We start from the raw sequence: 12,156 nt of genomic DNA, 5'->3' as shown, positions 1-12,156 counted from the left end.
CGTTGGCGGATTACTCGGCCGAGGCGCCTTCGCCTTCCTCGACGGCCTTCATCGACAGGCGGATGCGGCCCTGCTTGTCGACTTCCAGCACCTTGACCTTGACCACGTCGCCTTCCTTCAGCTTGTCGCCGACCTTTTCAACGCGCTCGCTGGAGATCTGCGAGACGTGGACCAGGCCGTCCTTGCCCGGCAGGATGGTGACGAACGCACCGAAGTCCATGATCTTGGCGACCTTGCCTTCGTAGATGCGGCCCGGCTCGACGTCCGAGGTGATCTGCTCGATGCGGGCCTTGGCCGCCTGCGCAGCGATGGCATTGACCGACGCGATGACGATGGTGCCGTCGTCCTGGATGTCGATCTGGGTGCCGGTTTCCTTGGTGATGGCCTGGATGGTGGAACCCCCCTTGCCGATCACTTCGCGGATCTTGTCCGGGTGGATCTTGATGGTCAGCAGGCGCGGCGCGTAGTCCGACAGCTCCTGGCGAGGGGCGGTCAGGCCGTGGGCCATTTCACCCAGGATGTGCAGACGGCCAGCCTTGGCCTGCTGCAGTGCCTGCTTCATGATCTCTTCGGTGATGCCTTCGATCTTGATGTCCATCTGCAGGGCGGAGATGCCCTCAGCGGTACCGGCCACCTTGAAGTCCATGTCGCCCAGGTGGTCTTCGTCACCCAGGATGTCGGACAGGACCACGAAGCGCTCGCCTTCCTTGACCAGGCCCATCGCGATACCCGCGACCGGCGACTTCACCGGCACGCCGGCGTCCATCAGGGCCAGCGAGGAACCGCAGACCGACGCCATCGACGAGGAACCGTTCGACTCGGTGATCTCCGACACGACGCGGATGGTGTACGGGAAGGCTTCCAGGGACGGCATCACTGCCAGCACGCCGCGCTTGGCGAGGCGGCCGTGGCCGATTTCGCGACGCTTCGGGCCCATCATGCGGCCGGTCTCACCCACCGAGTAGGGGGGGAAGTTGTAATGGAACAGGAAGTTGTCCTTGTACTCGCCGGACACGGCGTCGATCACCTGGCCGTCGCGGGCGGTACCCAGCGTGATGGTCACGATGGCCTGGGTCTCACCACGGGTGAACAGCGACGAGCCGTGCACGCGCGGCAGGATGCCGGTCTTGACCGCGATCGGGCGGACGGTGTCCAGTGCGCGGCCGTCGATGCGGACCTTGGTGTCCAGCACCGAGTTGCGCATCGTGCTGTATTCCAGCTCGCCGAATTCCTTGGACAGTTCAGCCGGGTTCCAGCCTTCAGCAGCAACACGGCCCGCCAGTGATTCCATCACGTCCTTCTTGATCGCCGCGATGGCGTCGCGGCGCTGCAGCTTGTCGCGCACCTGGAAGGCTTCGCCCAGACGCGGGCCGATGGCTTCCTGCAGGGCGCTGATCAGCACGTCGTTCTTGGCCGGGGCGACCCAGGTCGACGGCTTGGTGCCGGCTTCCACGGTCAGCTCGTTGATGGCGTTGATGACCTTCTGCATCTCGCGGTGACCGAAGGTCACAGCGCCCAGCATCACGTCTTCGGAGAGCAGCGCGGCTTCGGATTCGACCATCAGCACGGCGTTGGCGGTACCGGCCACAACCAGTTCCAGCTCCGAATCCTTCAGCTCGGTCACGGTCGGGTTGAGGATGTACTCGCCGTTCCTGTAACCGACCTTGGCAGCGGCGATCGGGCCCTTGAACGGGGTACCGGCCAGCGACAGCGCCGCCGAGGCACCGATCAGCGCGGGAATGTCGCCGTCGATGTCCGGGTTCAACGACATGACCGTGGCGATGATCTGCACTTCGTTCTTGTAGTCTTCCGGGAACAGCGGACGGATCGGACGATCGATCAGGCGCGAGATCAGCGTTTCCTTCTCGGTCGCGCGGCCTTCGCGCTTGAAGAAGCCACCCGGGATACGGCCACCGGCGTAGAACTTCTCCTGGTAATCACAGGTCAGCGGGAAGAAGTCCTGGCCCTCACGTGCGCTCTTGGCGGCGACGGCGGAGACCAGCAGCACGGTGTCGTCGAACTTGACGATGACGGCGCCACCGGCCTGACGGGCGATTTCGCCGGTTTCAAGCGTGACGGTGTGCTTGCCGTACTGGAAGGTTTTGGTGATTTTTGCCACGGGGGATGTCCTTGGGGAAATGCTGTCTTCGAATGGACCGCGGGCGACCCTTGCCGCCGACGGGTGACCGGAAGTCCGGTCCTGGCGATTGATGCGGTACTACCAAAACAAAACCGCGGCGCATTCCTGCGCCGCGGTCGGGATTCCTGCTTAGCGACGCAGGCCGAGCTTTTCGATCAGGGCCTTGTAACGTACGGCGTCTTTCTTCTTCAGGTAGTCCAGCAGGCTGCGGCGGCGGTTGACCATCTGCAGCAGGCCGCGGCGGCTGTGGTGATCCTTCTTGTGGGTCTTGAAGTGACCGGTCAGCAACTCGATACGCGCGGTCAGCAGGGCGACCTGCACTTCCGGGGAGCCGGTATCGGCAGCGCTGCGCTTGTTGTCTTCAATGACCTTCTGGGTGTCGATCGACATGTCTGTTTTCTCTTGGATGCGTGGCCCGCAGAAACGCCCCATTGGCGTACCGCGCGACTCGCCGTTAACGAAAGGATGAACCCGCAGACGCGGGAAAGCCTGAAAAGGCCGCGAAATTGTAACGGCCGCAGCCTCCCGGAACAAGCGCCGGGTGGGTACGGGTCAGAGGTTGAAGCGGCGCTGCGGGGACAGCCGACCGGTCTGGTCGACCTCGCCAAGCCCCTGGATACGGGCGTCGGGGCCGTACACAGCCACGGTGCCGGGCGGCCAGGCCGGGTCGCGCAGGCGCTGGCCCACGCAGAACCGAGGCGCCTGTTCAGCATCCAGATCGACACGCGGGTAGTCGACCAACCCGGCCGCCAGCGGCAGCAGCAGCGCCTCCATGGCCGGCTCGTCGCCCTGCTCCGCCAGGGCGCGCAGGGTATCCAGGGTGACCATGGGGGCGTCGCGGAACGGGTCCACCCACAGCCGGCGCAGGCCAGCGATGTGCGCGCCGCAGCCCAGGGCTTCGCCCAGGTCGCGGGCCAGGCTGCGGATGTAGGTGCCTGAACCGCAGGTCACGCGCAGCGACAGCCGGGTCGGCTGCTGATCCAGAACCTCGATGGAATGAACCTCGACATCGCGTTCGGGCGCGTCGATGGTCTCTCCGCGGCGCGCCTTCAGGTACAGCGGTTCACCCCCCTGCTTGAGCGCGGAAAAAATCGGGGCGCGCTGTCGTATGTGGCCGTTCAGCGGCCTCAGCGCCGCCTCGAGCTGGTCGCGGCTGATCGCGGGCACGGGGCGTTCCAGCAGCACGCTGCCGTCGGAATCGTCGCTATCGGTGGTCTGGCCGAGGACGACGTCGGCGTCGTAGGCCTTGGCCGAACCCAGCAGCAGGCCGGCGATCTTGGTGGCTTCGCCGAAGCACAGCGGCAGCAGGCCGGTGGCCAACGGGTCCAGGCTGCCGGTGTGGCCACCCTTCTCGGCGCGGTACAGTCGGCGGGCCACCTGCAGCGCGGCGTTGGAGCTCATGCCGGTGGGCTTGTCGAGCAGGAGAATGCCGTCCAGGCGACGGAAGGTGATTCGGGTCATGGTGTTTCGCCGGGATTGGTCGTGCAGGCACGGGTGCCGTGCCATACAGGACAACAGCCCTTTCGGGCTGTTGGTCTATTCGGGTTTGTCTTCGCCGTCTTTGGCGTTGCGGCTCTTTTCAGCCGCGAGCGTGTCGGGCAGGTCGCGCAGGAGATTGTCGATGTGCTCACCACGATCGACCGAATCGTCGTAGTGGAAGTGCAGCTCCGGCACGTGGCGCAACTTCATGGCCTTGGCCAGGTCCATGCGCAGCTCCCAGGCAAGCTCTTTGAGTCCCTTCATCGCTTCGGCCGCACGCTCCGGCATCAACGCGGTGACGAAGATCTTGGCGTGGGCCATGTCACGGGTGATTTCGACGTCGGAAACGCTCACCGAGGGCAAGCCGTGTACACGCACGAGGTTATGCACGAGCGTACCCAGCTCACGGCGGATCTGGGCGGAAACACGGTCGGTTCGATGGAAGGTTTTCGGCACGAGGAGCTCTTCAGTGTTCGGGTGGACGGGTCACGACCAACGGTCGTGACCTACCGGGGGGTTCCGGACCCGCAGGCAGGGCTCCGGAATCCTGGCAGGGCCCAACCGCTGGTCGGGCCCCCTTTTACATTACAGGGTGCGCGGCACTTCGATACGCTCGAAGCACTCGATCTGGTCGCCCGGCTTCACATCGTTGTAAGCCTTCACGCCAATACCGCATTCGGTACCGTTGCGGACTTCCTCGACATTTTCCTTGAAGCGGCGCAGCGACTCCAGCTCGCCTTCGAACACCACCACGCTGTCGCGCAGGACGCGGATCGGCTTGCTGCGCTTGACCGTGCCCTCGATGACCATACAGCCGGCCACGGCACCGAACTTGGAGCTGCGGAACACATCGCGGACCTGGGCGATACCGATGATCTCTTCGCGGATTTCCACGCCGAGCAAGCCGGATGCCACCTGCTTCACCTGATCGATCACGTCATAGATGATCGAGAAGTAACGCAGGTCCACGCCGTTGGATTCAATGATGCGGCGGGCCGAAGCATCCGCACGTACGTTGAAGCCGATCACAGTGGCCTTGGAGGCAACGGCCGAGTTGGCATCCGATTCGGTGATGCCGCCCACGCCGGAGTGGATCACGTTGATGCGGATGTCATCGTTGGACAGCGCGACCAGTGCCTGGCTCAGCGCCTGCACCGAACCCTGCACGTCGGCCTTGATCACCAGGTTCAGCACCTGCTGGCCATCGCCCTTGCCCAGGGTTGCCATGATGTCCTCCATGCGGCTGCCGGCAGACTGCACCAGGCGCGATTCACGGCGCTTGGTTTCGCGCTGCTGCGCGACGTCCTTGGCCAGGCGCTCGTCCTCGACCACGACGAAGTCATCGCCTGCATCCGGCACGCCGGACAGACCCAGCACCTGCACCGGGATGGACGGGCCAGCCTGGTCGGGCTGCTTGCCGGTCTCATCGAACAGCGCACGCACACGGCCGTACTGGATACCGCAGACCAGGTAGTCGCCCTTCTTCAGCGAACCCTGCTGCACCAGCACGGTGGCGATCGGGCCACGGCCCTTGTCCAGCGAGGACTCGATGACCACGCCGCTGGCGCGGCCATCGGCCACGGCCTTCAGTTCCAGCAGTTCGGCCTGGATCGAGATCGCATCGAGCAGGTCGTCGATACCGAGACCGGCCTTGGCCGAGATCTCCACCATCTGCACGTCGCCGCCGAAGTCTTCGGACACGACCTGCTCGGTGAGCAGTTCGTTCTTGACGCGCATCGGGTCGGCACCGGACTTGTCGATCTTGTTGATCGCCACGATCAGCGGCACACCGGCGGAGCGGGCGTGCTGGATCGCTTCCTTGGTCTGCGGCATGACGCCATCGTCGGCCGCCACGACCAACACCACGATGTCGGTCAGCTTGGCACCGCGCGCGCGCATCGAGGTGAACGCGGCGTGGCCCGGGGTGTCCAGGAAGCTGATGACGCCCTTCGGCGTTTCAACGTGGTACGCACCGATGTGCTGGGTGATGCCGCCGGCTTCACCGGTGGCGACCTTGGTGCGGCGGATGTAATCCAGCAGCGAGGTCTTGCCGTGGTCGACGTGGCCCATGATGGTGACCACCGGCGGACGCGCAACCGCTTCGCCCTGTTCGGTATCGTTCAACGCCAGCAGCGCGTCTTCGGCGTCGTTGGTGTTGGCACGGGTCACGTTGTGACCGAGCTCTTCGGTGACAAGCGCAGCGGTATCGTGGTCGATGGTCTGGGTGATGGTGGCCATCACGCCCATCTTGAACAATGCCTTGACCACATCGCCGCCCTTCAGGGCCAGCTTCTGCGCCAGGTCGGCCACGGTGATGGTGTCGCCGATGGTGACATCACGCACGATCGGTGCGACCGGCCGTTCGAAACCATGGGCGCCACCGCCGCTGCGCGACTGGTTGCTGTCGCGGCGACCGCCGTGCTGCGCGCGGCCGGTGGGGCGACCACGCGAATTGCTGTTGTTGCCACGGCGCGCGCGATCGGCGGCCGACAGATGCAGCTGACCGGCGAAACGGTTGCCACCATCGTCGTCGCGCTTGGCGCCCGGACGGTTGTTGTTCGAGTTGCGGTCGTCCGCACGCGCAGCCGGACGCGCCGGTGCCGGCGCGGACGGGCGCGCGGCCCGGGCCGGCGCTTCGCTGGCAGCCGGTCGCGGCGGCGCTACCGGTGCCGGCGGGGCGTTCCTTGCCGCTTCAGCAGCGGCTTCGGCCGCCTTGCGCTCAGCTTCGGCGCGCTCCTTTGCATCGATCTCTTCCTGGCGCTTGCGTGCGATTTCCTCATCGCGCGCGCGGTCCTTCTCGGCCAGTGCGCGCTGCTCGTCCAGATTGCGCTGGCGGGATTCCTCCAGCTTGCGCAGGATGTCGGCGCGCTCCTCATCCGGCGTCATTGCCTTGCCACTGGCGTCCTTGGTGTAGGTGCGCTTCTGGCGCACTTCAACATTGACGGTGGTCTTGCTGCGGCCGGCGCTGACGGTCACTTCCTGCAACTTGCGACGGTTGAGGGTGATCTTCTTCGCAGCTTCGTCGGCACTTTCGACGGGCTGCTCGGTCTTGCCATGCGAACGGCGAAGGAAGCCCAGGAGCTTCACCTTCTCGGTGCTGGTCACGACCTGGTCGGGACCACTGAACTTCATGCCGGCTTCGGCAAGCTGTTCAAGCAGTTTTTCGACCGGCGTATTGACCAGTTCGGCAAGCTTGCGGATGGTGGTTTGCTGCGACATTCGGATCCTATGATCTGGTTGGCGCTCCTCCGAAACGGGCGAAGGCAGCGCGGAGTCTAAGCCCTGATCGGGTCAGGGCACTGTTCATCGCTGGCTCATTCGCCGCGCTCCAGGCGGGCGATCTCCTCGGCTCGGGCGGCAAGGATCAGGGCGGCGGCGCGCTCCTGGTCCATGTCCTCGATACCGAACTCGAGGATCTCATCGGCGGCCAGGTCCGACAGGTCCTCACTCGTACGCACGCCATGGCCGGCCAGGGCGTAGGCGGTAGCCTCGTCCATGCCTTCCAGAGCGAGCAGGTCTTCGGACGGCGAACCGTCTTCCAGACCCTCTTCCACCGCGAGCGCTTCATTGAGCAGCGCATCGCGGGCACGGGCACGCAGCTCTTCGACGATGTCTTCGTCGAAGCCTTCCACGGCCAGCAGTTCGCCGACCGGGACGTAGGCGATTTCTTCCACGGTGTTGAAGCCTTCGGTCACCAGGATGGCGGCGATTTCCTCATCCACTTCCAGCTTGTCCATGAACAGCTGGCGGGCAACGCCCTGCTCTGCCTCGGACTTGGCGGTCACCTGGTCCTGGGTCATCACATTGAGCTGCCAACCGGTCAGGCGGCTGGCCAGGCGCACGTTCTGGCCGCCCTTGCCGATCGCCTGGGCCAGGCGCTCTTCAGCGACGGCCAGGTCCATGGAGTGCTTGTCCTCATCGACGATGATGGACTGCACTTCCGCCGGCGCCATCGCATTGATGACGAAGTTGGCGGGGTTGTCATTCCACAGCACGATATCCACGCGCTCGCCATTGAGCTCGTTGGACACCGCCTGCACGCGCGAACCGCGCATGCCGATGCAGGCGCCGATCGGATCGGTGCGCGCGTCGTGGGCAAGCACGGCGATCTTGGCGCGATCGCCCGGGTCGCGTGCACAGGCCTTGATCTCGACCAGGCCCTGGCCCACTTCCGGTACTTCAAGCTTGAACAGCTCGATCATGAATTCCGGCGCCGCGCGGCTGATGAACAGCTGCGGGCCACGCGGTTCCGAGCGGACTTCGGCCAGGTAACCGCGCACGCGGTCGCCAGCGCGCAGCACGTCGCGCGGAATCCCCTTGTCCTTCGGGATGAAGGCCTCGGCGTTGCCGCCCAGGTCCACGTAGATGTTGCCACGCTCGGCACGCTTGACCACACCGGTGACCAGTTCGCCCACGCGGTCCTTCCACGCATCGACCACCTGCTGGCGTTCGGCTTCGCGGACGCGCTGGACGATCACCTGCTTGGCGGCCTGGGCCGCGATGCGGCCGAAATCCGGATTTTCGATCTGCTCTTCGATGTAATCGCCCACTTCCACGCCTTCAGCTTCGTCGATGGCGTCCATCAGGCGAATCTGGCGATCGGGCGACTCCATCACCACGTCGTCGGCCACCACTTCCCAGCGGCGGAAGGTTTCGTAGGTGCCGTCCTTGTGGTCGATCGACACGCGCGCCAGCACTTCCTCGTCGGGATAGCGCTTCTTCGCGGCCGACGCCAGTGCTGCTTCGATCGCGTCGAAGATCACTTCACGCGGAACGCCTTTTTCATTGGCGACCGCGTCCACTACCAGCAAAAGTTCCTTGCTCATTGTTGGCTCACTCCGCGCGCGGCTTCTTGGCCGCCGGCTCGTTGGATGGTTTCTTGTTCGCCTTGCCACCCTGCTTGGGTGCCGGGCCAGTCGGTTTGGTCGGAGCCAGGCCAAGGGCGGCCCAGTCCGGCATGATGCGTGCCTTCTCGATATTCTCGACGTCGGCGGTAAACGGTGAATTGTCGACCTTGAAGGTGACCGTATTCTGCTCGGCATCGACGCCGAGGATTTCGCCCTGCAGACGGCGGCGACCGTCCTGTGGCAGCTTGAGGGTGACCTTGGCCGACTCGCCCACCGCACGTTCGAAATGGTCGAAGGTGAACAGCGGACGATCCACGCCGGGCGAGGACACTTCCAGCGTGTAGTTGGCGCTGATCGGGTCTTCCACGTCGAGCTGGGCCGACACTTCGCGGCTCACGCGCTCGCAGTCGTCGATGTTCACCACGCGCTCCGGCTGTTCGGCCAGCGGCACGTCGATATACAGGCGCAGCGTGGCGCCACCCGGGGCGGTCAGATATTCCACACCCAGCAGCTCGAGACCCAGCGACTGAACGGTGGGGGCGAGCAGATTCGCGATTTCGGTTGCCTTGTCGCTCACAGTCGGCCTTGATTCCTTGAAAGAGGTGCTGCCCCGGCGTGCGGCCTGGGGCCCGGAAACAACAAAGGGCCCGCTGGGCCCCATGTCCGGTACAACTCCGGTCGTGCTGGATGGCCAGCCTTCCGGGGGGTCACGACTACCTGATGGGGAGTCGCACGGCCCGGAAGCCGGTCGCGGGACGGTCCACATTCCGGGGAATGGGTCCAGTCAGGTAGTCCGCTAAGCCGTGGATGATAGCGGTTGCACCGCGCTGGTGCAACGGGCGGGACGTCAAACGACGTGATCGACCACTCCATTCAGCTTTGTAAAAACCTGCGGTCGCCCGCAACGAAAAAAGCGACCCCGTTGCCGGAATCGCCTTTTCGTCTACTGCATCTGCACTGCAGATTTTCTGTGGTAGCGGGGGCAGGATTTGAACCTGCGACCTTCGGGTTATGAGCCCGACGAGCTGCCAGACTGCTCCACCCCGCAGCAGAAGCGGGATTATAGAGGCAACATACAACCTGCGCAACCCCTCCGCCATCGGTAGAGCCTGGCGATGCAGGGCTATCCGCAAACTGCATCGAGCGCATCGTCAAATAAGCTGCAGCTGCCGCCGCGTATCGAGCCCCCTAGCCCTGCGATGCATCTCTGTATTTCGAATGGCAGACGCCGCCCGCCGGATTCCCGTCTGGGGCAGGAAAACCTGCGCCAGTCTCGGCGTGGTCAACTTTGCACCGGCATCCCAGCCACGGAAGGTCTGTTCAGGGTAGGCGAATGTCCGGACTCCGAAATCATCGGCCACCACCTGCGCAACGGATGCCCTGTCCCCGGCCGCGCCAAAACAAACGTTCAGTTCGATGTAGTCCACCGGCGCTTTTCCGCTCCCCGCCGCCTTCACGTGTTGGACCAGCTGCCGCCCGTCCAGTGAGTTCGCGCCCCAACGCACTTCATAAGGACTGCCGTGGCCCATGATCGACATGCTGACGCCACCGTGGGCATTGCGTCGCCGGATGATCACCTCGCCTCGCATGCCCCACCCCATTGCAATCTTTACCGGCAGCCTGGACTTCACTGGCGATGCCGCCACCTGTCGCGCCGCATACGCGCGCGCACCGATGGCCAATCCCGCTGCCAGCACCAGTCCACCCGCTACCGCACCAAAAAGGATTGCGCCCTTGCGGTCGCCAGACAGTCCTTTCGACAGCGCCACGCCCCCCATGGCCAGTACGCCCAAGCCCGCGAGCGCCGCGACCGGAGCCAGGAAATGTCCGTCTGGATCCGCATGGTTGATCGGGTCGCCGCTGCAGTACGCATACGCGTTGATGCCTCCCCGCCCAAACGGACTCATGCTGTCCGGGCTGTGGAAGCGCCTCAACGCCGGGTTGTAGACGCGATACCCGTTGCCCAGGATCTGCCAGGGCGTATGCGGCTCGTGCAGTTCTCCGTTGTAGCCCAGCCGATTCAAACGCTCCATGGCTCACCTTCTTCCCGCTCTTGGCCTGCGCTGTGCGCGATGTGTCTGCGATTGCCGATTCAGCGCGGTGTTGCGAATCGCCGTGGATAAGCGTGCGGGACCGGGCTGAGGATGGAACACCACCGCTTCATAGATCCCTATCGGCTTTCGTCGGAAGTCGTTGACCACGACGTCGCCTCGAAAGCCGGTGAATGGCCGGTCGAAGAAGTCTGCAAGCACCTGCGCTTGGGGGGCCGGGCCATCTGCCGATCCGCAGGACAGGAATGTGACAGGCTTTTTCCCTATTCCCTTAGCCTGGAGGAGTTCAGCCATCTGCGTTCCGTCCAGGGCGTTTCCGCTCACATCGGATCTGTTCGCCGACCCGTGTACGTCAACGATATCCCTGCGGCGCCCCTTGATTATCCGCACCGCGCCCGGTTTCAGAGGCGAGTGCCGCATATCGAAGCGGTGAACACCCGCACCCGCGAACGCGGCCAGAACAAGTGCTCCACCAATGGCCGCAAAAAGACCCGCAGCCTTTCTGTCCCCGGCTATTCCGCTTGCAGCCGCAGTGGCAAGCATTGCCACTGCCCCCATCCCCAACAGCCCCGAAATGGCCATGTAGAAGTGTCCATTCCGATCTGCGTTGTTTACAGGGTCGCCTCCGCAGTACGTGTAGGCGTTGATGCCACCGGCGCCAAACGGGCTCATGTTGTCGGGACCATAGAAGCGCCTCAAGTGCGCGCTGTAGACACGGTACCCGTTGCCCAGCATCTGCCAGGGGGCGTGCGCTTCATGGAGTTCTCCGTTGTAACCAAACCCATTCAGGCGCGCCATGGTTCACCTTTCGGCTGACCTTGGCTGGCGCTGCGCGCTACGCCAATGTGATCTCCGATGCAGGGCCGTGTTCCGTATTGCCGTGGCTGCCCTGGCAAGACCTGCCTGGGGATGAAAGACGATGGCGCGGTAAGCGCCCATGGGCCTGTTCGTGAATTTGTTGACTCTGACAGGCCCCAGAAACCCGATCACGGGTTGCTCGATTCCGTTGGCCACCACTTGCGCCTGTGAGGCGGGTCCACTTCCCGAATTGCACGACAGGTACACCAGCGGCTTGTCATCCAGCCCTTCCGAACGGAGCAGCGCGGTCATTTCCGTACCATCCATGGGCTGGTTTCCGACGAGAGATCCGTCTGATCGGCCATGCACGTCCAGGATGTTTTTCCTGCGTCCCCGATGGATGCGTACCTCGCCCATCCTGAGTCGCGAATGCCTTACGGTAAAACCATGAATGCCACCGGCAAGTATCGCCACCGCGCTGAGGACGCCGCCAAGCAGGGCCAGGAATTCCGCGCTCTTCCTTTCCCCCAGCAGCCCCGTAACGGCGGAGGCGCCGAACGATGCCACTGCTCCAGCGCCGAACAGGGCCGCCATCGGCAGCAGAAAGTGTCCACTGGGGTCGATATGGTTGGCCGGATCACCCTTGCAGTACGTATAAGGGTTGATTCCCCCTTCGCCAAACGGGCTCATGCTGTCAGGGCTGTGGAAGCGCATCAGGATCGCGCTGTAGCTTCGGTACCCGTTTCCGAGCAACTGTACGGATCCACCGACTTCATGAAGCTCACCGTTGTACCCCATAGACGTCCACATGGTCGCGTCCCCTTCCATCGGGTTCCGGTTG

The 12,156-nt window shown here is 64.2% G+C and carries 10 protein-coding genes and 1 tRNA gene; all 11 read right to left on the bottom strand.

Annotation, left to right across the window (positions count from 1 at the left end):
- Positions 1–10: 10 nt before the first annotated feature.
- Positions 11–2,119, bottom strand: coding sequence for a polyribonucleotide nucleotidyltransferase (gene pnp / locus ACTJI4_RS17835; RefSeq protein ID WP_440870104.1), 2,109 nt, complete (start codon positions 2,117–2,119; stop codon positions 11–13).
- A 150-nt stretch (positions 2,120–2,269) separates the two neighbouring features.
- Complete coding sequence (gene rpsO, locus ACTJI4_RS17830) at positions 2,270–2,530, bottom strand: 30S ribosomal protein S15 (RefSeq protein ID WP_392919974.1); 261 nt, start codon at positions 2,528–2,530, stop codon at positions 2,270–2,272.
- A gap of 162 nt (positions 2,531–2,692) precedes the next feature.
- Complete coding sequence (truB, locus tag ACTJI4_RS17825) at positions 2,693–3,601, bottom strand: tRNA pseudouridine(55) synthase TruB (protein ID WP_440870103.1); 909 nt, start codon at positions 3,599–3,601, stop codon at positions 2,693–2,695.
- Between the two features lie 75 nt (positions 3,602–3,676).
- Complete coding sequence (gene rbfA / locus ACTJI4_RS17820) at positions 3,677–4,075, bottom strand: 30S ribosome-binding factor RbfA (RefSeq protein ID WP_392919980.1); 399 nt, start codon at positions 4,073–4,075, stop codon at positions 3,677–3,679.
- Positions 4,076–4,204: 129 nt separating this feature from the next.
- Positions 4,205–6,838, bottom strand: coding sequence for a translation initiation factor IF-2 (gene infB / locus ACTJI4_RS17815; RefSeq protein WP_440870102.1), 2,634 nt, complete (start codon positions 6,836–6,838; stop codon positions 4,205–4,207).
- Between the two features lie 95 nt (positions 6,839–6,933).
- The gene (nusA, locus tag ACTJI4_RS17810; protein ID WP_339448850.1) at positions 6,934–8,445 is read right to left on the bottom strand and encodes a transcription termination factor NusA; all 1,512 of its coding nucleotides are present in this window, start codon (positions 8,443–8,445) and stop codon (positions 6,934–6,936) included.
- 7 nt (positions 8,446–8,452) lie between these two features.
- Positions 8,453–9,043 (bottom strand): ribosome maturation factor RimP, encoded by a 591-nt coding sequence (rimP, locus tag ACTJI4_RS17805; RefSeq protein WP_392919987.1) that lies wholly within the window; start codon positions 9,041–9,043, stop codon positions 8,453–8,455.
- A 394-nt stretch (positions 9,044–9,437) separates the two neighbouring features.
- Positions 9,438–9,514, bottom strand: a tRNA-Met gene (locus ACTJI4_RS17800).
- 103 nt (positions 9,515–9,617) lie between these two features.
- Complete coding sequence (locus ACTJI4_RS17795) at positions 9,618–10,499, bottom strand: RHS repeat-associated core domain-containing protein (RefSeq protein WP_440870101.1); 882 nt, start codon at positions 10,497–10,499, stop codon at positions 9,618–9,620.
- Between the two features lie 3 nt (positions 10,500–10,502).
- The gene (locus ACTJI4_RS17790) at positions 10,503–11,315 is read right to left on the bottom strand and encodes an RHS repeat-associated core domain-containing protein (RefSeq protein ID WP_440870100.1); all 813 of its coding nucleotides are present in this window, start codon (positions 11,313–11,315) and stop codon (positions 10,503–10,505) included.
- 3 nt (positions 11,316–11,318) lie between these two features.
- Positions 11,319–12,125, bottom strand: a complete 807-nt coding sequence (locus tag ACTJI4_RS17785) for an RHS repeat-associated core domain-containing protein (RefSeq protein ID WP_440870099.1) — start codon at positions 12,123–12,125, stop codon at positions 11,319–11,321.
- Between the last annotated feature and the right edge of the window lie 31 nt (positions 12,126–12,156).

Source organism: Stenotrophomonas sp. 22385, assembly GCF_052045085.1.
Classification (GTDB): domain Bacteria; phylum Pseudomonadota; class Gammaproteobacteria; order Xanthomonadales; family Xanthomonadaceae; genus Stenotrophomonas.
This window is presented reverse-complemented; position numbering and strand designations above follow the sequence as displayed.